Source organism: Nonomuraea sp. NPDC050540, from assembly GCF_044457485.1.
GTDB lineage: Bacteria > Actinomycetota > Actinomycetes > Streptosporangiales > Streptosporangiaceae > Nonomuraea.
In genome coordinates this window covers 22,006-43,185 of record NZ_JBITHA010000013.1, presented here as the reverse complement: position 1 = coordinate 43,185, position 21,180 = coordinate 22,006, and the positions used below count along the sequence as shown (strand labels likewise).

General features: G+C 69.7%; 23 protein-coding genes. 8 read left to right on the top strand and 15 right to left on the bottom strand.

The features are described from left to right. Window positions 1-78 precede the first annotated feature (78 nt). Window positions 79-1,275 carry an MFS transporter gene (locus tag ACIBI5_RS35915; protein ID WP_397253337.1) on the top strand — a complete coding sequence of 399 codons (1,197 nt, stop codon included), beginning with the start codon at window positions 79-81 and terminating at the stop codon, window positions 1,273-1,275. Here ACIBI5_RS35915 and ACIBI5_RS35910 read toward each other — a convergent pair. The 3 genes from ACIBI5_RS35910 to ACIBI5_RS35900 are packed head-to-tail and all read right to left on the bottom strand — an operon-like array spanning window position 1,260 to window position 3,677. After that, on the bottom strand, window positions 1,260-2,012 hold the full coding sequence (locus tag ACIBI5_RS35910; protein ID WP_397253335.1) for an MBL fold metallo-hydrolase: 753 nt from the start codon (window positions 2,010-2,012) through the stop codon (window positions 1,260-1,262). The genes ACIBI5_RS35915 and ACIBI5_RS35910 overlap by 16 nt on opposite strands. Continuing rightward, the gene (murI, locus tag ACIBI5_RS35905; protein ID WP_397253333.1) at window positions 2,009-2,833 is read right to left on the bottom strand and encodes a glutamate racemase; all 825 of its coding nucleotides are present in this window, start codon (window positions 2,831-2,833) and stop codon (window positions 2,009-2,011) included. Before murI ends, ACIBI5_RS35910 begins: the two co-directional genes overlap by 4 nt. Before the next feature lie 55 nt (window positions 2,834-2,888). Beyond that, window positions 2,889-3,677 (bottom strand): thioesterase family protein, encoded by a 789-nt coding sequence (locus ACIBI5_RS35900; RefSeq protein WP_397253331.1) that lies wholly within the window; start codon window positions 3,675-3,677, stop codon window positions 2,889-2,891. Between the two features lie 113 nt (window positions 3,678-3,790). Between ACIBI5_RS35900 and ACIBI5_RS35895 the strand changes: the two genes are divergently transcribed. Together ACIBI5_RS35895 and ACIBI5_RS35890 are read left to right on the top strand one after the other, a co-directional pair. Continuing rightward, entirely contained in the window at window positions 3,791-4,114 is a 324-nt protein-coding gene (locus ACIBI5_RS35895; protein ID WP_397095041.1) for a hypothetical protein, read from the top strand. 83 nt (window positions 4,115-4,197) lie between these two features. Further along, window positions 4,198-6,042: a DUF3352 domain-containing protein gene (locus ACIBI5_RS35890; protein WP_397253329.1), complete on the top strand. Its 1,845-nt coding sequence runs from the start codon at window positions 4,198-4,200 to the stop codon at window positions 6,040-6,042. A gap of 460 nt (window positions 6,043-6,502) precedes the next feature. Here the strand turns inward: ACIBI5_RS35890 and ACIBI5_RS35885 are convergent, their stop codons facing one another. From ACIBI5_RS35885 to clpS, 5 genes are all read right to left on the bottom strand, one after another. Beyond that, on the bottom strand, window positions 6,503-7,450 hold the full coding sequence (locus tag ACIBI5_RS35885; RefSeq protein WP_397253327.1) for a PLP-dependent cysteine synthase family protein: 948 nt from the start codon (window positions 7,448-7,450) through the stop codon (window positions 6,503-6,505). A 55-nt stretch (window positions 7,451-7,505) separates the two neighbouring features. Then, window positions 7,506-7,784, bottom strand: a complete 279-nt coding sequence (locus tag ACIBI5_RS35880; RefSeq protein WP_157249969.1) for a MoaD/ThiS family protein — start codon at window positions 7,782-7,784, stop codon at window positions 7,506-7,508. A 144-nt stretch (window positions 7,785-7,928) separates the two neighbouring features. After that, entirely contained in the window at window positions 7,929-8,330 is a 402-nt protein-coding gene (locus ACIBI5_RS35875) for a Mov34/MPN/PAD-1 family protein (RefSeq protein WP_184965844.1), read from the bottom strand. 10 nt (window positions 8,331-8,340) lie between these two features. Continuing rightward, the gene (locus tag ACIBI5_RS35870) at window positions 8,341-8,862 is read right to left on the bottom strand and encodes a DUF2017 domain-containing protein (RefSeq protein WP_379609162.1); all 522 of its coding nucleotides are present in this window, start codon (window positions 8,860-8,862) and stop codon (window positions 8,341-8,343) included. 10 nt (window positions 8,863-8,872) lie between these two features. Beyond that, window positions 8,873-9,166, bottom strand: a complete 294-nt coding sequence (clpS, locus tag ACIBI5_RS35865) for an ATP-dependent Clp protease adapter ClpS (RefSeq protein WP_184965848.1) — start codon at window positions 9,164-9,166, stop codon at window positions 8,873-8,875. A 46-nt stretch (window positions 9,167-9,212) separates the two neighbouring features. Between clpS and ACIBI5_RS35860 the strand changes: the two genes are divergently transcribed. From ACIBI5_RS35860 to ACIBI5_RS35850, 3 genes are all read left to right on the top strand, one after another. After that, window positions 9,213-10,505 carry a nicotinate phosphoribosyltransferase gene (locus ACIBI5_RS35860; RefSeq protein WP_397253324.1) on the top strand — a complete coding sequence of 431 codons (1,293 nt, stop codon included), beginning with the start codon at window positions 9,213-9,215 and terminating at the stop codon, window positions 10,503-10,505. A gap of 15 nt (window positions 10,506-10,520) precedes the next feature. Next, on the top strand, window positions 10,521-11,093 hold the full coding sequence (locus ACIBI5_RS35855) for an isochorismatase family protein (protein ID WP_379609160.1): 573 nt from the start codon (window positions 10,521-10,523) through the stop codon (window positions 11,091-11,093). Window positions 11,094-11,199: 106 nt separating this feature from the next. Then, complete coding sequence (locus ACIBI5_RS35850; protein WP_397253322.1) at window positions 11,200-11,694, top strand: hypothetical protein; 495 nt, start codon at window positions 11,200-11,202, stop codon at window positions 11,692-11,694. 15 nt (window positions 11,695-11,709) lie between these two features. Here ACIBI5_RS35850 and ACIBI5_RS35845 read toward each other — a convergent pair whose 3' ends face one another. From ACIBI5_RS35845 to ACIBI5_RS35835, 3 genes are all read right to left on the bottom strand, one after another. After that, window positions 11,710-13,458 (bottom strand): DEAD/DEAH box helicase, encoded by a 1,749-nt coding sequence (locus tag ACIBI5_RS35845; protein WP_397253320.1) that lies wholly within the window; start codon window positions 13,456-13,458, stop codon window positions 11,710-11,712. Window positions 13,459-13,592: 134 nt separating this feature from the next. Next, complete coding sequence (locus tag ACIBI5_RS35840) at window positions 13,593-14,321, bottom strand: hypothetical protein (RefSeq protein WP_397253318.1); 729 nt, start codon at window positions 14,319-14,321, stop codon at window positions 13,593-13,595. A 172-nt stretch (window positions 14,322-14,493) separates the two neighbouring features. Beyond that, window positions 14,494-15,879 carry an MFS transporter gene (locus ACIBI5_RS35835; protein ID WP_397253316.1) on the bottom strand — a complete coding sequence of 462 codons (1,386 nt, stop codon included), beginning with the start codon at window positions 15,877-15,879 and terminating at the stop codon, window positions 14,494-14,496. A gap of 79 nt (window positions 15,880-15,958) precedes the next feature. On the opposite strand from ACIBI5_RS35835, the gene ACIBI5_RS35830 reads away from it, so the two are divergent. Then, window positions 15,959-16,255, top strand: coding sequence for a hypothetical protein (locus ACIBI5_RS35830; protein WP_397253314.1), 297 nt, complete (start codon window positions 15,959-15,961; stop codon window positions 16,253-16,255). A 5-nt stretch (window positions 16,256-16,260) separates the two neighbouring features. Here the strand turns inward: ACIBI5_RS35830 and ACIBI5_RS35825 are convergent, their stop codons facing one another. The 3 genes from ACIBI5_RS35825 to ACIBI5_RS35815 form a co-directional block, all read right to left on the bottom strand. After that, window positions 16,261-17,160, bottom strand: coding sequence for a zinc metalloprotease (locus tag ACIBI5_RS35825; RefSeq protein WP_397253313.1), 900 nt, complete (start codon window positions 17,158-17,160; stop codon window positions 16,261-16,263). Between the two features lie 79 nt (window positions 17,161-17,239). Continuing rightward, window positions 17,240-17,497, bottom strand: a complete 258-nt coding sequence (locus tag ACIBI5_RS35820) for a DUF3039 domain-containing protein (RefSeq protein ID WP_379609153.1) — start codon at window positions 17,495-17,497, stop codon at window positions 17,240-17,242. After that, window positions 17,494-17,991, bottom strand: a complete 498-nt coding sequence (locus tag ACIBI5_RS35815) for a hypothetical protein (protein WP_397253311.1) — start codon at window positions 17,989-17,991, stop codon at window positions 17,494-17,496. The genes ACIBI5_RS35820 and ACIBI5_RS35815 overlap by 4 nt, the downstream gene beginning before the upstream one ends. A 63-nt stretch (window positions 17,992-18,054) precedes the next feature. Here ACIBI5_RS35815 and ACIBI5_RS35810 point away from each other — a divergent pair, with 63 nt between their 5' ends. After that, window positions 18,055-19,482 (top strand): cellulase family glycosylhydrolase, encoded by a 1,428-nt coding sequence (locus tag ACIBI5_RS35810; protein WP_397253309.1) that lies wholly within the window; start codon window positions 18,055-18,057, stop codon window positions 19,480-19,482. A gap of 52 nt (window positions 19,483-19,534) precedes the next feature. On the opposite strand, the gene ACIBI5_RS35805 is transcribed toward ACIBI5_RS35810, so the two are convergent. Continuing rightward, on the bottom strand, window positions 19,535-21,130 hold the full coding sequence (locus ACIBI5_RS35805; RefSeq protein WP_397253307.1) for an MFS transporter: 1,596 nt from the start codon (window positions 21,128-21,130) through the stop codon (window positions 19,535-19,537). Window positions 21,131-21,180 lie beyond the last annotated feature (50 nt).

Sequence of the window (21,180 nt, the reverse complement as noted above, 5' to 3'; positions counted from 1 at the left end):
TTGACCGCCCCCGGCCTAGACATAGATCCTTACCCAATGACAACGGGGGTGTTACGTAACCCGGACTTCCTCCGATTCATGGGCTCACATCTGGCCAACGAGTTCGGAGCCAACATCGCACGGGTGGCTCTCCCCCTGGTCGCCGTGCTGTCGTTGCACGCGTCGCCGCTTGAGGTGGGCGCGCTCGCAGCGCTGCAGTCCGCCGCGTTTCTGATCATCGGGCTGCCCGCGGGGGTGTGGGTGGACCGCCTGCGCAAGCGCAGGGTGATGATGCTCGCCGACGCGGGCCGCTTCCTGCTGCTGAGCAGCATTCCGCTGGCCGCCGCGCTGGGCGTGCTGAGCATGCCGGTCCTCTACACGGTCGCCCTGCTCGCCGGTCTGGCCCAGGTCTTCAATGACGTCGCCGACCCGACGTACCTGCCGTCGCTGGTCGGCAAGGAAGAGCTCACCGACGGCAACGCCAAGCTGGAGGTCGTGCGCAACGGGGGCGCGCTGGCCGGTCCGAGCCTGGGGGGCGCGCTGGTGCAGTTGCTGGGCGCTCCGCGCACCATGCTGGCCACCGCTCTGGCCGCGCTCGCCTCGGCCGTCTTCCTGGGCACGATCAAGAAACCGGATGCGACACCCGTGCGATCGGAACGTTCCCGGCTCCTGCCGGACATCGCCGCCGGGATGCGGGCCGTATGGGGTGACCAGGTGTTACGCGCGTTTCTCGCCGCGACCGCCGCGACCAACATCTGCGTGAGCGCCGTGCTCAGCCTGTCGGTGTTATTCCTGGCCACGGTGGTGCACCTGCCGCCCGGATTCATCGGCGTGCTGCTCATGTCGGGCGCGATGGGCGGTCTGCTCGGCGGCGTGCTCGGCGCCTGGCTGTTCAGAAGGTACGGCCAGGCCAGGGTCACCTGGCTGGCCCTCGCCCTCAGCTCGCCCTTCGGCCTGCTGCTTCCCATGACCGAGGCCGACTGGCGCGTCTCCTTCTTCGCGCTGACCTCGATCGCCCTGTCCTTCGGCGGCATCCTCTACAACATCGGCGTGATCACCTACCGGCAGACGGTCATGCCGGAGAACATGCTCGGCCGCGTCAACGCCACGGTCAGGTTCATCGTCTGGGGCACGATGCCGGTCGGCGCGCTGCTCGGCGGCATCGTGGCCCATGAGATCGGCGTGCGCGAGGCGCTGTGGGTGTTCATGGCGGGGCGGCTGGTGTCGTTCGCGCCCCTGCTGTTCTCCCGGCTGCCGCGCATGCGGGACTTCGTGAAGGTTCAGGCCAGCTCGTAGACCGCCCCGCTGCGGGCCAGCTCGATCGGGCCGGCGAACGCGCCGGTCGAGGCCTCGTCGAGCACCCGCAGGCGGTCGTGCCACGGCACCAGGTGGGTCAGCACGAGCCGGCCCACACCCGCCTTGGCCGCGTGTTCGGCGGCCTGGCGGCCGGTCAGGTGCAGGCCTCGCGGCAGGTCGGGGCCATCCAGGAAGGAGGCTTCGCACAGGAGCAGGTCGGCGCCGTCGGCCAGCCGTACCAGTTCCTCGGACTCGCCCGTGTCGCCGGAGTAGGCGACGCTGCGCCCGCCGTGGGCGGCGCGGAAGCCGTACGTCTCGACAGGATGGTTGACGCGCCCGGCCGTCACCGTGAACGGCCCGATCTCGAAGGTGCCCGGCGCCAGCGCGACGAAGTCGAAGGCGGTCTCCAGGCCCGGCTCCTCGGGCATGCCGTAGGCGGCGGCCAGCCTCCGCGAAGCGTCCTTCGGCGCGTAGACGGGCACTCTCGGGTACGGCGCGTCCGGCCCGTAGGTGCGTGCCACGTGATATCCGCACAGGTCGAGACAGTGGTCGGCGTGCAGATGGGTGAGGCAGATGGCATCGACGTCATAGAGGTCGATGTGGCGTTGGAGCGCTCCCAGCGCTCCACTGCCGAAGTCGAGCAGCAACCTGAACCCCTCGGCCTCCAGCAGGTAGCAGGAAGCGGGGCTGTCCGGGCCCGGGAAACTGCCCGAGCAGCCGACGATGGTCACCTTCATGTGGGCCTCCCATAAGAGGTACTACCCCCCACGGGTGCGAGGTCGACCGCGTCGATCTCCGGCCCCAGGAAGCGCCGCCCGAGCTGGGCGAACAGGGTCGAGTCGCCGGTGGCGAGGAATCGGTGCCGGGGGGTGGCGCCGTTCCCGGCCGCCAGGCCGCGGTCGTGCAGGATCCGGTAGACGTCCTTGGCCGTCTCGTCGGCGCTGGAGACCAGCGTGACGCCGTCGCCGGCGACGTAGGAGATCGCGCCGGTCAGGAGCGGATAATGGGTGCAGCCCAGGATCAGCGTGTCGCATCCGTCGTCCTGGACGGGCGCCAGGTAGCCGCGGAGCACCTCGATGAGCTCCTCGCTCATCGTCTCGCCGCGTTCGACGTACTCGACCAGGCGTGGGGCGGCCACTCCGGTCAGGCGCATGTCGGGTGCGGCGGTGAAGGCGTCGTTGTAGGCCATCGACTCGATGGTCGCTCGGGTGGCGATCACGCCGACCCGGCCGTTGCGGGTGGCCCGCACGGCCCGGCGGGTGGCCGGCTGGATCACCTCGACGACCGGGACGTCGTAGCGCTCGCGAGCGTCGCGCAGCACGGCGGCACTGGCGCTGTTGCAGGCGATCACGAGCATCTTGACGCCGGTCTCGACGAGGTGGTCCATCACCTCCAAGGCGTACTTGCGCAGCTCCGCGATGCGTTTGGGACCATACGGCTGGTTGGCCGTGTCGGCGACGTAGGTGACGGACTCATGAGGCAGCTGGTCGATGATCGCCCTGGCGACCGTCAGGCCGCCCACCCCGCTGTCGAAGATCCCGATGCTCGCGTCTGGCACGCATTCGAGGGTAGGCGACCTGCCACGACTTCACCGCGTAAGAATGCTCACATTGTCACCCGCGTCCCACCCTGGCCAGCTGCCTCGACTGAGCCACCAGGCGGCCGGCCGAGTCCCAGACCTCGACCTCCTCGTCGAACCAGCCGTCGGAGATGAGGCGGCCGCTGCCCGTCACCGTCAGCCAGCCGGGGGCGGGGACGGCGCGAAGGTGCCAGGTCAGGTCCACGGTCGGCGCCCAGCCGCGGTGCCCTGCCGAGAACACCACGGGCGGCAGCACGTCCACGGCCAGCGCCAGCACGTACGGGTCGGGGTCCTGCTCTTCGGCCATCCGGAAGTAGGCGCGCGACTCGGGGCGGCCGCTCGGCCGGCCGGACAGCCAGCCGATCGTGGGCGGGTCGAAGCGCAGGTCGAGCTGGGCGTTGAGCGTCATGCCGGACTCGGGCTTGGGATCGGGCAGCTTCCGGCAGTCCTCGATCGGGGGCAGCGCGGGCGGCTTCTCGCTGAAGCCGGGGGCGGCGCCCGCCAGCGTGGCCGTGGTGATCAGGGCCTCGATCTGCGGCATGTCGTTCTGGATCAGCCGCGCGCGGGCGAATCCCACGGTACGGCCGGCCTTGAGCGGCTCCACCAGCACCCGCGCCGGCCCCGGCACCGGAGCCTTGAGGAACTGCGCCGAGGTGCTCACCGGATGCTCGAACGGCGAGGCGTCCACCGCGGCCCGCAGGATCACCGCCATCAGGTAGCCGCCGTTGAGCGGTCCCCCGATCGCGTAGCCGGGGTCGAGGCAGACGTCGTAGGTCTGGTCGTCGACCCTGATCGCCTGGGTCGCCTCGTCGAACTTGGTCATCCCGTTGCCACCTCAAGTCCGGAACTAAATTCTAGTAAACCCATACTCTAGGGCATCCCGCCTATCAGCGCGCCTACCTGCGTAAACGTGATTCTGGTGCGAGGGTCGCGCGCATGGCACTCACCGAGCTCATGGGGCAGTCGGTCTGGGATTCCCAGGGCATCTGGGTCGGACACGTCGTGGACGTACGCGTGGTCAGGAACAAGGGCGGCCTCCAGGAGAGCCACACGGTCTACGGATTGGTGGTCTCGGCCATCCGCGGACCGGTCTTCTTCGGGCTGACCCGCGATCGCGAGGGCCGGTTCGGGTGGGTGTCCGAGGCGGTGGCCAAGGTCGTCTATACGGGGTGCACGTTCGTGCCGTGGGAGACCGTCGAGGACTACGGGGACGGTGAGGTGATCCTCAAGGCCCAGAAGAAGGAGCTTTCACGGGTGTAACACGATTTAGTCCATTGCAAGCGATCCGCTAGAGACATCCGATAACTTCCATGTGGTCAAAAATCCACCTTGTGAGTTGAGTGATGTCTGCGAATAATCCCCCGAGTGGCCAGGATCCGGATCGGACGACGGCATACCGCTGGAACGAGGAGCAGCAGCCGTACCCGCCGCAGCAGCCTTACCAGCAGCAGCCCCAGTACGGCCAGCAGCAGCCCTACGGTCAGCAGGCCGCTTACGGGCAGCAGCAGCCGTCCCAAGGCCAGCCCAACTACGGTCAGCCTGCCTACGGCCAGCCCTCATATGACCAGCCTTCGTATGGCCAGCCCTCATATGACCAGCAGCAGCAGTACGGCCAGCAGCCCTATGGCGGCCAGCAGCCCTACAACCAGCAGCAACAGCAGTACGGCGGCCAGCCCCAGCAGGGCGGCTGGCAGCAGGAGGGCCCCGAAGGTTTCGGCCCCTCGGAGCCGCCGGTCAAGCAGGGCGGCGGCAACCGCAAGGGCTGGATCATCGCCGGCATCGCGGCGCTGGCCGTCATCCTGTTCGGCGGCGGCACCGTCTACGCGCTGAGCGCCCTGGGCGGCGGTGGCACACAGCCGCACGAGGTGCTGCCCGCCGAGTCCTTCGCCTACATGCGCCTGGACCTCGACCCCGCCGCCAACCAGAAGGTGGCGTTGTTCCAGCTCGCCAGGAAGTTCACCGTCACCAAGGACTCCTTCAAGGGCGAGGACCCGCGCCAGGCGCTGTTCGACGCGGCCAAGAAGGACGACGAGCGGCTGTCCAAGCTGGACTTCGCCAAGGACATCGACCCCTGGCTCGGCAGCCGGATCGGCGTCGGCGTCCTGCCGCCCGCCGCCGGCAAGAAGGACCCCGGCTTCGCCGTGGCCGTCCAGGTCAAGGACGAGGAGCAGGCCAAGGCGGGCATCGCCAAGCTCATGGGCGAGGAGAAGTACGGCGTCGCCTTCCGCGAGGACTACGCCATCCTCACCGAGAAGCAGGCCGACGCCGACAAGTACGCCACCGGCTCGACCAGCCTCGCCGACAACAGCGACTTCAGCGGCGACCTCGACGCCGTGGGCGAGCAGGGCGTCCTGTCGTTCTGGGGCCACGTAGGCAAGATCGGCCAGCTGGCCAAGCCTGACATGTCCCCGGAGGAGACGAAGGCGTTCGAGCAGGTCAAGAACGCCCGCTTCGCCGGCGCCGTCCGCTTCGACGCCGCCTACGCCGAACTCGCCGGCATCGTCAGAGGCGCCGACGGCCTGGTGAGCAGCGACCCCGAGTCGGCCAACCTCGCCACGCTGCCCGCCAGCACCGCGGGCGCGTTCTCCATCTCGGGCCTCGACCAGCTCATCACCAAGAAGTGGGCCGAGATCGAACAGTCCATGTCCGCCACACCCGGCGGTGCCCAGATGAAGCAGTTCGTGGAGCAGGCCAAGACCCAGTACGGCCTGGCCCTGCCCGACGACCTGGCCACCATCCTGGGCAAGAACCTGACCTTCGCGGTGGACGGCGAGGGCCTCGACTCCCAGCAGTTCAAGGCCGGCGTCCGCATCGTCACGGACCCCGCCAAGGCACAGGCCATCGTCGACAAGGTCGAAAAGGCGATCACTTCCCAGGGCCAGCCGGCCCCCAAGATCGCCAAGGTCCCCGGCGACGGCACCTTCACCCTGGCCACCACGGATGAGTACGCCAAGAAACTCGCCGAGGAAGGCGCCCTGGGCGACAGCGAAACCTTCAAAACCGCCATCCCGGACGCCTCCTCAACCAGCTACGCGATCTTCGTGGACCTGGACAAGGTAGAAAAGCTCTACCTGGAGTCGATGCAGGGGGACGACAAGGCCAACCTGCAGGTCCTGCGAGCAGTGGGCCTGAGCGGCAAGCAGACCACCACCGAGGCCACCTTCTCCCTCCGCCTCCTGTTCAACTAAGAGAACGCCAAGAAGGGGCGGCACCCCATGGGGTGCCGCCCCTTCCCCACACCCACCCACATACGCGACACCACCCCCTCGCTTGTCAGCGCCGGTACGGCGAGACGGCGTACGCAGGAGCCCGGCGCAACGCGCACGGCGGCCAAGCGACAGGACCCACGGCACAAAGCGTCACCCACGCCCGTGCCCCACGAGGCGGCCGCAACGCGGCACCCGCGCCACAGCGCGCCACCTCCACGCTTGTCAGCGCCGCAACGGCGAGACGCCGCACGGCGGAGCCCGGCGCCATGGGGGCGGTCGGCAAGGTGGGAAGCACGGTTCCGGTCAAGGGTGGCTTGTGGCGGCGGGGACCACGTGCGACGTGAGAAGCGCCCGACGATCGGCGGCGACCCGCGTCGGCGGGAGGCGCCCACGTGGCCCCGCCGTAACCCTTAAAAAAGCGTGGGCTGAATAGAAGAGATCAGGCCCACAACTGCCCGTCGAGGCGCTCCTCGGCCTCGTCGAGGGTCCCCTCGTACGCGCCCGTGGACAGGTACTTCCACCCGCCGTCCGCCACCACGAACACCACGTCCGCCCGCTCCCCCGCCTTGACCGCCTTCGCGGCGACCCCCAGCGCCGCGTGCAAAGCCGCCCCGGTGGACACCCCGGCGAAGATCCCTTCCCCCGCCAGCAACTCCCGGGTACGCCGCAAGGCGTCCCCCGATCCAACCGAGAACCGCGTGGTCAGCACAGACTCGTCATAAAGCTCAGGAATGAACCCCTCGTCCACATTCCGCAGCCCATACACCAGCTCCCCATAACGGGGCTCGGCCGCGACGATCTGCACCCCCGGCACCCGCTCCCGCAGGAACCGCCCCACCCCCATCAACGTCCCGGTCGTCCCCAGCCCGGCGACGAAGTGCGTCACCGTGGGCAGGTCGGCGAGGATCTCCGGCCCCGTCGACTCGTAGTGGGAGCGCCAGTTGGCCGGGTTCCCGTACTGGTACAGCATCACCCAGTCGGGATGTTCGGCCGCGAGCCCCTTGGCCACCCGGACGGCCTCGTTCGAGCCGCCGGCCGCGGGCGAGGAGATGATCTCCGCGCCCCACATCCGCAGCAGCTGACGCCGCTCGTCCGAGGTGTTCTCCGGCATGACGCAGATCAGCCGGTACCCCTTCAGCTTCGCCGACATCGCCAGCGAGATGCCGGTGTTGCCGCTGGTCGGCTCCAGGATCGTGCAGCCGGGGGTGAGCAGGCCGTCCTTCTCCGCCTGCTCGATCATCCACAGCGCGGGACGGTCCTTGATGGAGCCGGTGGGGTTGCGATCCTCGAGCTTGGCCCACACGCGCACCTCATCGGAGGGCGAGAGCCGGGGCAGCCCGACGAGCGGCGTGCGGCCGACGGAGTCGATCAAAGATTCAAAGCGCATCGTGTACGGCTTCCGCCTCGGGCGCGGCCCCGGGCAGGGCCGGCGCTAAAGGAATCTAGCTCGCGCCGCCGGCGACGGCGGGCAGGACGGTCACCGTGTCACCGTCGGACACGGGCGTGCCGAGACCGCCGAGGAAACGCACGTCCTCGTCGTTCAGGTAGACGTTCACGAACCGGCGCAGGGCGCCCTGGTCGACCAGGCGGTCCTTGATGCCGGGGTGCCGGGACTCCAGGTTCGCGATCAGCTCGTCGAGCGTGGCGCCCTCGGCGTCGACGGCCTTGGCGCCGTCGGTGTAGTTGCGCAGGATGGTGGGGATGCGTACCTCAATGGCCATCGCTGATCAGGTCTCCTCATGTCGGGATGTGTCGGGGTGAGCGGGGGACCGTTCAGCGACAGTCGTAGACGACGACAGAGGGCGTGTGCGCGAAGAGGAAGCTCTGGACATGACGCACCCGCGCGGCGGCGGTGGCGACGGTCCTCATGGGATAAACCTTACCTCCTCTTCGCTGATCTCCCCGTCGAGGATGCGGTAGGAGCGGAATTCGGTCTCGTCCTCTTCACGGGTTGAGACGAGCACGTAATGGGCGTTCGGCTCGGCGGCGTAGCTCACGTCGGTGCGTGAGGGGTAGGCCTCGGTGGCGGTGTGGGAGTGGTAGATCACGACGGGTTCCTCGTCGTTGTCGTCCATCTCCCGCCAGACGCGCAGCTGCTCCAGCGAGTCGAAACGGTAGAAGGTGGGCGAGCGCTCGGCGTTCTCCATGGGGATGAACCGCTCGGGTACCCCATTTCGCCCCGCGATGACCCCACACGCCTCGTCGGGGTGGTCGGCCCGCGCGTGGGCCACGATCCTGTCCACCAGTTCCTGCGAGATCGTCAGCATGGGGCGGAAACTACCAGAGTGCGCGCACCAGGCTGTCCTGCAGGTAGGTCAGCCAGTCGTAGGTGACGTAGGCCGGGTAGCGCGGGTCGTCCTCGGACATCATCGCGATCTCGTCGTGCACCTCTTCGGTGACCTCCAGCCGTGTGCCCAGCGCCAGCCGTACGTCGTTGAGCGAGCGCAGCCACGCCTGCGCCTGCTCGGGCGTGAGCTCGCTGCGGCCGGGCTTGGCCGTGTCCAGCATCGTCTGCGCGTCGGCGCGCTTGCCCTCGCGCAGCGTCGCCTCGGTATAGCGGCGGAAGTCGGCCGCGTCCTCGTCGTCCTCGTAGGCGCTCGGGAACAGCCGCTTCAGCACCGGGTCCGACGGCGCCTGCGCGGCGCCGATGCCGAGCGCGCGCTCCAGCGGGTCGTCGCTGGTGAGCCCAGGCTCGACCAGCCCGAGCACCTGGGAGACCAGCGACTTGAGTATCGAGACCTCCGCGGGCTCGAACTCGGCGATCACGCCGTCCTTGTGCGCGCTGAAGCCAGAGCTCACCGGTTCCGCCTCACTTCGCCGAGTCCGGCTGGAGCGTCGCCCACAGGCCGTAGGAGTGAAGAATCTGCACATCGCGTTCCATTTCTTCACGCGTGCCGCTGGAGACGACGGCCTTGCCCTTGTGGTGGACGTCCTTCATGAGCTTCTCGGCTTTTTCCTTCGAGTAGCCGAAGACGGTCTGGAAGACATAGGTCACGTACGACATCAGGTTGACCGGGTCATTCCAGACGATCGTCACCCATGGCAGATCGGGCCGAACGTCCGTTGACGGACGCTCGACGGCGATTGGAGCGGTGCTACCCACATCCCCGAGTCTGCCCTATCTGGGCCGTAGTCTTCGAGTCGTGACTATGACCATGAGCACTGCGTTGCTCACAGATCACTATGAGCTGACAATGTTGCAGGCCGCGCTACGCAGCGGCGCCGCCCATCGACGGGCCGTGTTCGAGGTCTTCGCCCGCCACCTGCCGGGCGGGCGCCGCTACGGTGTGGTCGCGGGCATCGGACGGGTGCTCGAGGAGCTGGAGCGCTTCCGTTTCGATGAGGACGAACTGGCCTACCTGCGCGACAAGCGGGTGGTGGACGAGTCGACCCTGGCGTTTCTCGCCGATTACCGATTTTCCGGGAGCGTGTGCGGTTACCGCGAAGGCGACCTGTACTTCCCGGCCTCGCCCATCCTCGTGGTCGAGGGCACGTTCGCGGAAGCCGTACTCCTTGAGACCCTGATCCTTTCGATCCTCAACCACGACTGCGCCATCGCCTCGGCCGCCTCGCGGATGGCCAACGCGGCCGGGGGCCGGCCGCTCATCGAGATGGGCTCGCGCCGCACGCACGAGCGGGCCGCCGTCGCCGCCGCCCGCGCCGCCTACCTCGCCGGGTTCACCGCGACCTCCAACCTCATGGCCGGCCACGCCTACGGCGTCCCCACCGCCGGTACGGCCGCGCACGCGTTCATCCTCCTGCACGACTCGGAGAAGTCCGCCTTCGAAGCCCAGATCGCCTCCTTCGGCGCCTCGACCACGCTGCTCGTGGACACCTACGACGTGCCCGAGGCCGTCAGGACCGCGGTCGAACTGGCCGGCAGCGACCTGGGCGCGGTCCGGATCGACTCCGGCGACCTGGCCGCCGCCGCGCAGGAGGTGCGCGAGCAACTCGACGCGCTGGGCGCCTTCAAGACCCGCATCCTGGTCACCTCCGACCTCGACGAGTACGCGATCGCCGCCCTGGCCGCGGCCCCGGTGGACGCCTACGGCGTGGGCACCTCGCTGGTGACCGGGTCGGGGGTGCCGACGGCGGCGCTCGTGTACAAGCTCGTGGCCAGGGAGACCGCGAGCGGCAAGCTGGAGCCGGTGGCCAAGCGCTCGGTGGGCAAGCCGTCGCGGGGCGGCCGCAAGCACGCCTACCGGCTGCTCGACGAGACCGGCCACTTCGAGACCGAGATGGTCACCACGTCGGCGAAGGAGGGCGTGGTGCCGGAGGGCGGCATCCCGCTGCTGCACCCGCTGGTCGAGGACGGCGTCGTCGTGGGCGGCGAGCCCCTGGAGGCGGCCCGCGACCGCCATCGCGAGGCCATCGCCCGCCTGCCCCAGGACGCCCTCCACCTCGGACGGGGCTATGCGGCCATCCCCACGGAGTTCGCCTGAAGTATCGTTCTCGGTATGAGCACGGCGCTGATCATCGTCGATGTGCAGAACGACTTCTGCGAGGGCGGCAGCCTTGCCGTGGCAGGCGGCTCGGAGGTCGCGGCGGCCATCACCCGCCACGTGGCCGACCACGGCTACGCCCACGTGGTGGCCACCCGCGACTACCACGTCGACCCCGGTGAGCACTTCTCCCTGTCGCCCGACTACGTGACCTCCTGGCCCGCGCACTGCGTGGCCGGCACCCCGGGAGCCGACTTCCATCCCGCCTTCGACGTGGCGGCGGTGGAGGAGGTCTTCAGCAAGGGGACGCACGAGGCGGCCTACAGCGGCTTCGAGGGCGCGTCGGGCGACGGCGTCTCCCTGGCCGACTGGCTCAACGCCCACGGCGTACACCAGGTGGACGTGGTCGGCATCGCCACCGACCACTGCGTGCGCGCCACGGCGCTGGACGCGGTCAAGCACGGGCTCGCGGTGACCGTGCTGCTCGACCTGACGGCCGGCGTGGCCCGCGCCACCACGGACAAGGCGATCGCCGACCTGACCGAGGCGGGCGCCGATCTGCGCGGCGCCCCGACGGTCCGTAGCTAGAGACTACGCAGAGTACACGTCATGTGATATCCAAGACGGCGACACCCCTCTGTCCGCGAACTCATACGGAGAGTCACGACTCTCCTTGACCGTCTTGGGGTCTTTCATGCTCGCCATCTCCCTGGGCCTGGCATGGCTGGTGCTCGCGCCGCTCAGCCTCTGGGTGCTCTTCCGCGGCCGCAACCTCGCCAAGGCCGGCGCGCTGGTCACGCTCGTGCTGCTGGAGTCGGGTACGGTCGCCCTGGCCGACACTCTGGACCCGGAGCCGGTCGTGGTCTCCCACACCATGCCGCGGCCGGCGGCGTGTGCCGAGAGCGCCCCGGTCCCCGCGACCGCCCGGGTGGTCGGACGCCGCAGCCTGGAGCTGACCTGGCCGGCTTCGGCGGCCGAGTGCGACACGGCGAAGGTGCTGATGCGTCCCAAGGGCCACAGGCTGCGGGTGTGGATCCACGAAGGCCCGCTGTCCGGCCGTCATCCCGGCGTCACGACCGTCCCGGTGCGCGTCGCCGACGGCTCCGCCTCCCTCAGGATCCCCCTGCCCAAGCCGGGAACCTATCGGGCCGTGGACGGGCGTACCGACAACCGCATCCCCGCCCCGTAGCGGGGCGGGGTCCGGTCAGCGACGCTGGGTGGCCCAGGCGCGGATCTTGGTGATGCGCTCCTGGATCTGCTCGGCCGTCGCCTGGGCGATGGGCGGGCCGCCGCAGGCGCGGCGCAGGTCGTTGTGGATGACGCCGTGCGGCTGGCCGGTGCGGTGGTTCCAGGCGCCGACGAGGCCGTTGAGCTCGCGGCGCAGCTCGGCCATCTGCTCGTGCGGCGCCAGCGCGGGCGCGGCCGTCTCGGCCTTCTTGGTCTTGGCGGCCTGCTGGTCGGACTGGCGCTTGCGCAGCAGGGTCGCGACCTGGTCGGGTTCGAGCAGGCCGGGCAGGCCGATGAAGTCTTCCTCCTCGGCCGAGCCGACCTCGGCGCCGGTGCCGAACTCGCCGCCGTCGAACAGCACGCGGTCGAAGGTGGCCGACGTCTCCATGGTCTCGAACGGCAGCTCGTCGCCCAGGACGTCGGGGTTGTCCTTCTTGCGGTTGGCATCCTGCAGGAGGGAGTCGTCGAGACCGTCCTCCGGGGGGCGCTTGTTGAGGATGTGGTCGCGTTCGACCTCCATCTCGTTGGCCAGGCCCATGAGGGTCGGCACCGAGGGCAGGAAGACCGAGGCCATCTCGCCGCGCTTGCGGGCCCGCACGAAGCGGCCCACGGCCTGGGCGAAGAAGAGCGGGGTCGAGGTGGAGGTGGCGTAGACGCCGACGCACAGGCGCGGGATGTCGACGCCTTCCGAGACCATGCGGACCGCGATGAGCCAGCGGTCCTCGGACACGGCGAACTGCTTGATCTTCTTGGAGGCGCCCGGGTCGTCGGAGAGCACGACGGTGGCGCCCTCGCCGCTGATGTTGCGCAGGTGGCGGGCGTAGGCGCGGGCGGCCTCGTGGTCGGTGGCGATGACCAGGCCGCCGGCGTCGGGCACGCCGCGCCGTACCTCGGTGAGGCGGCGGTCGGCCGCCTGCATCACCTGGCGGATCCAGTCGCCCTTGGGGTCGAGCGCGGCCCGCCAGGCCTGGGAGAGCTGGTCCTTGGTGAGCGGGGTGCCGAGCGTGGCGGCGATCTCGTCGCCGGCGCGGGTGCGCCACTTCATCTCGCCGGAGTAGGCGAGGAAGATCACCGGGCGGACGACGCCGTCGTCGAGGGCGGGGCCGTAGCCGTAGGAGTAGTCGGAGACGCTGCGCTTGAAGCCTTCGGCGTCCTCGGCGTACTCCACGAAGGGGATGGGGCTGTCGTCGGATCGGAACGGGGTTCCGGTCAGCTGGAGGCGGCGGGTGGCGGGCTCGAACGCCTCGCGGATGCCGTCGCCCCACGACTTGGCGTCGCCGGCGTGGTGCACCTCGTCGAAGATGATCAGCGTCTTGCGCGCCTCGGTGCGGGCGCGGTGGAGCGCCGGGTGCATGGCGACCTGGGCGTAGGTGACCGCGACACCGATGTAGTCGCGTGAGGTGGCGCCCTGGCTGTTCTTGAACTCGGGGTCGATGTTGATGCCGACCTTGCCCGCGGCGTCGGCCCACTGGCGCTTGAGGTGCTCGGTGGGCGTGACGATGGTGATCGCCCGGATCACGCCGTTGGCCAGGAGCTCGCTGGCGATGCGCAGGGCATAGGTCGTCTTGCCCGCGCCCGGCGTCGCCACCGTGAGGAAGTCACGGGGCTCGCGCCTGAAGTAGAGGTCGAAAGCCTCCTGCTGCCAGGCCCTCAGCTTGGGCGCGGTGCCCCATGCTGCCCTGTCGGGATAGGAGGGTGACAGATGGGATGCGGCGAACGTACTCACCGCATCACTCCTGGGGTTCGTGTGCTTCGCTCTCTCACAGTGACCCAAGAGTAATCGGGCTCACCGACAAGACGTGCCGTAGAACCTGGATCCTGGCCAACCTCATCCTTGCGTGCTATTGGGCGTCACGCGGCTTATCGCACGCTCGCCATCACCGTGTCGAGGGCCTCGATTGAGGCGGTATCCGCAGGTTGGAGCAGTCCGACCAGCAGAACGGACCCCCCGGGTCGCGTGAGAAGAGTCACCCGCAAGTAGGCAGGGCGGTTGACCACATCCCGATATTCGGCCCGGAGCGCGCGCGTGTATCCCTGGGGCAGGGCCCGGTCGTCCACGATGTCGACCTTGTCCCCTTTGAGGAGCAGCCGCGAGTAGAGCTGCGCGGTGTCGGCGACCATCGTGCGCGCCCCCTGCGCCGAGTGCGGTACGGCCCGCGCCATCACCACCCCGCGCTCCGACCGCGCCACCGAGGTGAACCCGGTGACCGGCGCCACGACCCCCTCCTGCCACCCCTGCGGCAACGTCAACGTCACCTGGGCGACGGCGTCCACGAGCCGCCCCTGCACCGGCGGCGGGGTCGCCATCCTGAACACGACCACGACCAGCCCGCCGACCAGCCCCGCGGCCACGAGGAGCGCCAGCACGGCCCCCGCGCGCCTGCGCCAGACCCGGCGGCGCACCGGGCTGGGCGTCACGGGCCTGCCGTAGTAGCGGGCGGAGGGGGGCAGCGACTCCCACGGCGGCGGCTCGACGTCGCGGCCCGCCGTACGCCTGAGTGGGGGGTTCCACGGCTCGTCGGGGTCGTCGGGCAGCGGAGGGGTGCCGCGCGGCGAGCCGGGCGGCCAGACGCGGTCGTCGTCCTCCATCGCACCTCCTCGTCCCGCTGTCCTATCACTCCTCCCGCCGACGATTCCGGCGATCCGCGATCGCTGGGACGGGAGGGGAAAGTTAGGCGATTGAGGGGTACGGCGGGGCACGCGTCACCGGCGGGGGCACGATCAGTGCTTACCCGGCGACCCGCCCGCTCATTCCGCGCGATCAGGTCGCGGTACGGACCGAAAGGAGCGTCGCGGCCAGGGCGATGGCGGCCATGAGGCAGGAGATGACGATGAAGCCGGTCGCGATCTGTGAAGGGGCGTGGCCGATCATGTTCACCAGGGCGCCGCCGACGCCGATGGTCAGGGCGGAGCCGAGCATGTCGGTGACCGAGAGGGCGGCCGAGTTGGCGCCCTGCTCGTTGAGCGGCGACTGCTTGAGCGCGGTGACGCTGACCGTGGTCATGCCGATGCCCATGCCGAAGCCGGCGACGATCCAGGCGGGCACCGCGACCCACCCGGTGACGCCGGGGAGGACGGACAGCATGGTGAGGAGCACGCCGATCATCACGCAGAAGGCGCCCAGCCGGATGCGCTTGTGGGGCGGGGCGTCGCGGCGGCTCTGCAGGTAGGAGCCGGTCGACCAGCCGAGGGCGCCGGTGGTGAGCGCGATGCCGGCGGTGGTGGCGTCGAAGTCCTTGACCTCCTGCAGCGCGAGCGGGATGTAGGCGTTGACGCCGAAGAAGGCGGCCGAGAACAGTCCGCGCATCATGACCGTGGTGGGCAGGCCCCGGCCGAAGCGCAGCGCGTGCGGCGGCAGCAGGCGGTACAGGCCGTAGCCGAGCGCGGCCAGTCCTGCCACGCCGATCAGCCCGCTCCCGACCGTGTGCTCCTGGATGCCGTAGAGCAGCGCGCCGGCGCCCACGGCGGCGCAGGTGGCGGCCGGCGCCATGAGGCCCGGCCGGGAGCGCGGGCCGGTCGAGGGGACCGCCTCCTCGGTGGGCTTCCTGTTCAGGGCGGGGACGAGCATGATCAGCGCGGGCACGACGAGCGGGATGATGCCGTAGAAGACCCACTCCCAGCCGAAGCGGTCGCCGACGAAGCCGGCGATGGCCGGTCCGACCATGGCGGGCACGACCCAGGCGGCCGACAGCCCGGCGAAGACCCTGGGACGCACCTCGGCGGGATAGACCCGGGCGATCATGACGAACAGCGCCACGATCGTGGTCCCCGCCCCGAGCCCCTGTACGGCCCGCGCCACGATGAACATCTCCTTGCTCACCGCCGCCCCGGCCAGCCCCATCCCGGCGACGAACAGCACCACGCCCACCAGGAACGGCACGGTGTAACCGCGCCGGTCCGACCAGAGCCCCGACACCACGTTGGCGAACAGGCTGGCGATGAGGAAGGCGGAGAAGCTGATGCCGTACAGCTCCTCGGCGCGCAGGTCCTTGGAGACCTGGGGCATGACGACGCCGACGGACATGCCTTCGAAGGCGATGAGGGTGGCGACGAGGAGGATGCCGAGGGTGGCCGTGCGGTAGGCGGGCCCGAAGATACGGGGTGGGTCGACTGGAGCGTCCAGAGTCTTCGGTGCTGTCACCCCCATATCCTAGATGTCACCATTTTTCACTTCAAAGTAACCCCGACGTTGCGGCCACAACCCGGTAGCCAGGGAGGATGGCCGTATGCGATCTTCCACCAAGCCCGAGCGGGCCGAACCCGGCACTCTGCTGGGCGGCGGCTCGCTGCTCGCCGGGCTCGCCGGCCTGGCCGGCGAGTCCGTCTGGGCCCTCGTTCCCGGCGGCTGGATGGCCGCCGGTTACGCGCCCAACCCGTTCAGCCTGATCGCCGGCCTGGTCGGCCTGTTGTTCGGACTCGGAGGGCTGCTCACGGGGCTGGCCACCTGGCGTACCGGTGGCAGCCGCGCGAGCGCGCTGCTCGCCGCCGCAGGTCTGGCCGTCTCCCTGCTGTCGTTCGTGTAGCCCCGTCAGGTCTCCGTGCCGCGGTAGGCCGCCCACATCTCGTGCATCCTGACCGCCTGGCCCTGCGTGAACTCCTTCATGCACCGGTCGTAGGAGTAGTCCATGAAGTTGCGGATCGGGTCGGCCCCGCCCAGCGGGCAGGTGTCCTTGACCCCCGGACAGCCCTCGGTCGGCAGCGCCTCGGGGGGCGTGTCGTCCACGCCGTCGCCGGGCTCCTCGCAGCCGTTCTCGAAGGTGTGGAACAGCCCGAGCCAGTGACCGATCTCGTGCACGCCGGTGAAGCCCAGGTCGAAGTTGCGCAGGGCGCCGCCGGGCAGGCTGCGCCAGTCGACGACGACGCCGTCCAGTCGCGGGCCGGAGGCGTACCAGAAGGGGTAGGTCGAGAAGCCGAGCACGAGTTCGCTGAGCTGGCCGATGTAGAGGTTGAGCGTCTGCACGCCGCCTTTGCGCAGATGGCCCTTGATCGCCGCTTCGTGGCCCAGGGGGTCGCCGAACCAGGAGGCGTTGCGGGTGAGCGTGATCCCGTCCAGGCGGAAGCGCACGCCGGTGTCGACACCGCCGAACCGCCCGCCATACGCGGAGTTGAGCGCGGCGATCTGTGAGCGCACGGCCTCGTCGGGCGCCCGCCGACGTCCGTCGGTGAGCACGTGCACCCAGGTCGGGATCATGATCGAGGTCGGCGGCTTGGTGTCGCCGAGCCGCTCGCCGAGTTCGGCGAGCACCTCACGCACCTGCCGCGGATCGGGCTCGCGCACGTGCGGCGCGCGCACGTCGGGCGGGCGCTCCCCCTTCAGCCGGGGTACGGCGGGCCGTTCGCAGGACGCGGCGGCAGCGGCAGAGTGGTCGATCGGTGGCACGGCCGCGAGCAGGCACACCAACAGAACGGCGGTCGCACGCCGGGCCATGCACTCCCCCGATACGGCATGAGCGGGTCAGGACATCCCGACCGTAGCCCTACCGGGGGCGATCACCCGTGATCAACACTCACTGCTTGTCGTCGCCGTCGCCGCCGCCGATCGGCAGCCCCTCGTAGATCTCCTTGCACTCCGGGCAGACCGGGTACTTCTTGGGGTCACGGCTGGGCACCCACACCTTGCCGCACAGGGCACGGATCGGCGTGCCCGTCACCATGGCTTCGGTGATCTTGCGCTTGTCGGCATAGTGCGCGAACCGCTCGTGGTCCCCGTCGCCGTGCGAGGTCTGCGGCGTGGTTTTCTGCTCAGGGAGGATCTTCGTGCTCACCCCATCGAGTTTATGCCCGCGGGCAAGTGCCCACCCTCCCGGACCCGTACGGCACGCCGCCGCGGCAGCGAGGCCAGCCCGGCGATCCACCCGAGCGCGATCCCCCAGAGCAGCCCGGCCACCAGCCCGCCCCCCAGATATCCCGCGTAGGCGCCCAGCCCGGCCTCGGCCGAGAGGGCGGAGACCGCGGCCCGCAGCAGGCCCGCCAGCGCCGTGCCCAGCACGAACGCTCCCCAGGTGGCCCAGAATCCGCGCCGCGTGCCGGCCACGACGGCGACCAGGACAAGCGCCGCGCCGACATCGGTCAGGAGGAAGAGCCAGGGCGTCTCGCCGACCGGCGTCACCCGCAGCCCCGGCAGCCCGTACGGCAGGCCCACGGCGGACGGCACGGCCAGATACCCGATCCGCGTCACCAGCCAGGTCCCGAACAGGCCGAAGAACAACGCGAGCAACGCGGTGACGATCGCCGGAAGGCTATTGCGACCAAAGCTCATGTTCGGCAGGCTAGCGGCCACCAAGATTGTGGCGGAAGACCCCAGACGCGGGGAACCCCTCGGATGCCGGAGTTCGATGAGATGAAGCGTGCGCGGTGGATCGCAAGTGCCGTGGTGGCCTTGGTCGTGGCCGGAGGCGGCGTCGCCGCAGCGGCGAGGGACGCGCCGCAGCCCGCGCGGAGGTATGTGACCGACGACGCGGGACGGGCGTTGATCCTGCACGGGTTCAACACCGCAAGCAGCGCCAAGAGCACGCCGGACGGCCTGCCGAAGCTGACCGAGGCGGACGTGGAGCGCGAGTACCGGGACATGGGGACGAACTTCGTCCGCTTCCTGTTGCAATGGCGTGCCGTGGAGCCCTCCCCCGGCACCTATGACACGAAATATCTGGACAAGGTGGCTGAGCGCATCGGCTGGTACCGCGAACGCGGCTACCACGTCATGCTCGACATGCACCAGGACCTGTGGGGCAACGGCATCACCCCCTCCAAGGTCGCGGGCAACGGCGCGCCCCAGTGGGCCACGTTCATGGACGGCCTGCCGGTCGCCACCGACCAGCCCACCTGGGAGATGTACTACCTGGAACCCGGCGTCATCCGCGCCTTCGACCACTTCTGGAACACCACGGGCGAGCACCCCGAGCTCATGGACCGCTACGCCAAGGCCTGGAAGGCCGTCGCGGACCGCTTCAAGGACGACCCCGCCGTCATCGGCTACGACCTCATGAACGAACCCTGGGGCGGATCGGTGCAGGCCGCGGCGTTCGAGACCGGCCCGCTCGCCACGCTCTACCGCAAGTCCATCGCCGAGATCCGCAGCGTCGACCCCGACAGCTGGATCTTCCTCGAACCGCAGGCGGTCGGGGTCAACTGGGGCCTGCCCTCGGCGCTGCCCGCCTTCGACGACCCGCGCACGGGACCGGCGCGCATCGCCTTCGCGCCGCACCTCTACCCGCTCCCGCTGGACCTGGGCGACGACTACACCGCCGGGTCCAAGGAGTGGACCGACCGCACGCTCGGCTGGTGGCGCGACAACATCCTGCGCACGGCCGAGCGGATGAAGGCGCCGATCGTGCTGGGCGAGTTCGGGCTGGACATGACCAGGCCGGGCGCCACCGACCTGGTCGAGCGCATCCTCGACGTGACCGACGAGAACGCCATGGGCCGCGCCTACTGGTCGCGCGACGACGGACCCTGGGGGCCCTACGACAAGGGCAGGGCGGGCCCGCTGGTGGAGGCGTACGCGCGGCCGTACCCGAGGGCGGTGGGCGGGGTCCCGCTGCGGATCGCCTACGACGAGAAGGCCGTGAAGCTGACCATCACCTTCGACGCCAACGAGACCGGCGCCACCGAGGTCTACCTGCCGGGCAAGGGTTTCCCGAACGGCGGCAAGGCCTCCACGGGCGAGGCCACCTGGGATGCCGCCACGCGCGTGCTGACCGTCAGGACCAAGACCTCCGGCCGCCTCGACCTGGTCATCACCCCCAGATAGCGGTACGGCTCCCGCCGGGGCGGGAGCCGTACGCCGTCGATGAAGGGGTTGGTCAGCCGATGTGGACCGGCTCGCCCTCGATCTTGCGGCCCGAGCGCACGAACAGCGCCAGACCGGCGGTGATGACCGCGACGATCGTGCTGACCGTGAACGCGGTGTGCATGCCGTCCATGAACGCCAGGTGCACGGCGTTGGTCAGCGCGTCGATGATCGGCTGCTCCATGCCCTGGGTCGCCTGCGGCGGGACGGTGCCGAACGCGGCGGCCTTCTCCAGGCCCTCCAGCTCCGCGGGCTTGAGCGCGGCGGCGGCGGGACCGAGGTAGCCGGGCAGCTTGTCGGAGATGGTGCCGGCCATGACCGCGCCGAGGATCGCCGTGCCCAGCGCGCCGCCGACCTGCATGGCCGACTGCTGGATGCCACCGGCCGCGCCGGACAGCTCCAGCGGGGCGTTGCCCACGATGATCTCGGTGGCGCCGACGAAGACCGGCGACAGGCCGAAGGCCAGCAGCAGGAACGGCAGGCCGCTCTCGACGAACGAGGCGTCCATGCTCAGCTGCGACATCAGGAACATCGCCGAAGCGGTGATCAGCAGACCGACGGCCATGGTGATCTTCGGGCCGAGCTTGCCGATCGCCATGGCGGCCAGCGGCGAGGCGACGATCATGCCGGCGCTCATCGGCAGCATGCGCAGACCCGCCTCAAGCGGCGACAGGCCGTGCACGCCCTGGAAGAAGAAGCCCAGGAAGAACATGGCGCCGAACATCGCGAAGGCCACCATCATCATCAGCACGGTGCCGATGGAGATGGACGGGTTCTTGAACAGCGACAGCGGGACCAGCGGCTGCTTGGCCCGGCTCTGCCAGAAGATGAAGGAAGCGGCGAACACGACGAAGACCGCGGCGAAGATCAGCGTCTTCGCGTCGGTCCAGCCCCACTCGGGAGCCTTGATGATCGCCCAGACCAGCGAGAACATCATGCCGGACAGCAGCACCACACCCGGCCAGTCGATCCTGGACAGGCTCGCGGCGCGGCTCTCCTTGATGATCACGAAGCCCATGATCAGCGCGACGATGCCGACCGGCACGTTGATGTAGAAGACCGACTGCCAGCTGACGTTCTCCACCAGCAGGCCGCCCAGGATCGGGCCGGCGGCGCTGGACAGGCCGATGATCGCGCCCCACGCGCCCATGGCCTGGTTCAGCCGCTCCTTGGGGAAGGCCGAGCGCAGCAGCGCGAGCGCGGCCGGCTGCAGCAGCGCGCCGAACAGACCCTGGAGCACCCGGAAAATGATCAGCGCGGTGACCGAGCCGCTCAGCGCGATGGCCGCGGAGGTGATCGCGAATCCCGCGACACCGAGCAGGAACACCCGCTTGTGACCGTAGATGTCACCCAGCTTGCCCGCGGTGATCAGGAAGACCGCCAGCGCGAGCAGATAGCCGTTGGTCACCCACTGCATGTCCGAGAGCGTCGCGCCCAGCTCGGCGCCCATGACCGGAGCCGCGATGCCCATGACGGTGCCGTCGAGCATCACCATGATGACGCCCAGACACACCGCGAGCAGCGTCAGCCACGGATTCCCCCCGATTGCCGATTGAGCCCCGCCCGGGGGCGACGGTGCCTCCACCGTCGCCTTCGCGTGAGCCGCCATTCGAGTCCCCCTACGCTAGCCACCCCACATCGGGGCATAAGTAACCTAAG

Bases quoted from the DNA above. Each gene is read 5' to 3' on its own strand.
- ACIBI5_RS35915 (WP_397253337.1), top strand. From the start codon at position 79: ATGGGCTCACATCTGGCCAACGAGTTCGGAGCCAACATCGCACGGGTG.
- ACIBI5_RS35910 (WP_397253335.1), bottom strand. From the start codon at position 2,012: ATGAAGGTGACCATCGTCGGCTGCTCGGGCAGTTTCCCGGGCCCGGAC.
- ACIBI5_RS35900 (WP_397253331.1), bottom strand. From the start codon at position 3,677: ATGACCAAGTTCGACGAGGCGACCCAGGCGATCAGGGTCGACGACCAG.
- ACIBI5_RS35895 (WP_397095041.1), top strand. From the start codon at position 3,791: ATGGCACTCACCGAGCTCATGGGGCAGTCGGTCTGGGATTCCCAGGGC.
- ACIBI5_RS35890 (WP_397253329.1), top strand. From the start codon at position 4,198: ATGTCTGCGAATAATCCCCCGAGTGGCCAGGATCCGGATCGGACGACG.
- ACIBI5_RS35885 (WP_397253327.1), bottom strand. From the start codon at position 7,450: ATGCGCTTTGAATCTTTGATCGACTCCGTCGGCCGCACGCCGCTCGTC.
- ACIBI5_RS35880 (WP_157249969.1), bottom strand. From the start codon at position 7,784: ATGGCCATTGAGGTACGCATCCCCACCATCCTGCGCAACTACACCGAC.
- ACIBI5_RS35875 (WP_184965844.1), bottom strand. From the start codon at position 8,330: ATGCTGACGATCTCGCAGGAACTGGTGGACAGGATCGTGGCCCACGCG.
- ACIBI5_RS35860 (WP_397253324.1), top strand. From the start codon at position 9,213: ATGACCATGAGCACTGCGTTGCTCACAGATCACTATGAGCTGACAATG.
- ACIBI5_RS35855 (WP_379609160.1), top strand. From the start codon at position 10,521: ATGAGCACGGCGCTGATCATCGTCGATGTGCAGAACGACTTCTGCGAG.
- ACIBI5_RS35850 (WP_397253322.1), top strand. From the start codon at position 11,200: ATGCTCGCCATCTCCCTGGGCCTGGCATGGCTGGTGCTCGCGCCGCTC.
- ACIBI5_RS35840 (WP_397253318.1), bottom strand. From the start codon at position 14,321: ATGGAGGACGACGACCGCGTCTGGCCGCCCGGCTCGCCGCGCGGCACC.
- ACIBI5_RS35835 (WP_397253316.1), bottom strand. From the start codon at position 15,879: ATGGGGGTGACAGCACCGAAGACTCTGGACGCTCCAGTCGACCCACCC.
- ACIBI5_RS35830 (WP_397253314.1), top strand. From the start codon at position 15,959: ATGCGATCTTCCACCAAGCCCGAGCGGGCCGAACCCGGCACTCTGCTG.
- ACIBI5_RS35825 (WP_397253313.1), bottom strand. From the start codon at position 17,160: ATGGCCCGGCGTGCGACCGCCGTTCTGTTGGTGTGCCTGCTCGCGGCC.
- ACIBI5_RS35815 (WP_397253311.1), bottom strand. From the start codon at position 17,991: ATGAGCTTTGGTCGCAATAGCCTTCCGGCGATCGTCACCGCGTTGCTC.
- ACIBI5_RS35810 (WP_397253309.1), top strand. From the start codon at position 18,055: ATGCCGGAGTTCGATGAGATGAAGCGTGCGCGGTGGATCGCAAGTGCC.
- ACIBI5_RS35805 (WP_397253307.1), bottom strand. From the start codon at position 21,130: ATGGCGGCTCACGCGAAGGCGACGGTGGAGGCACCGTCGCCCCCGGGC.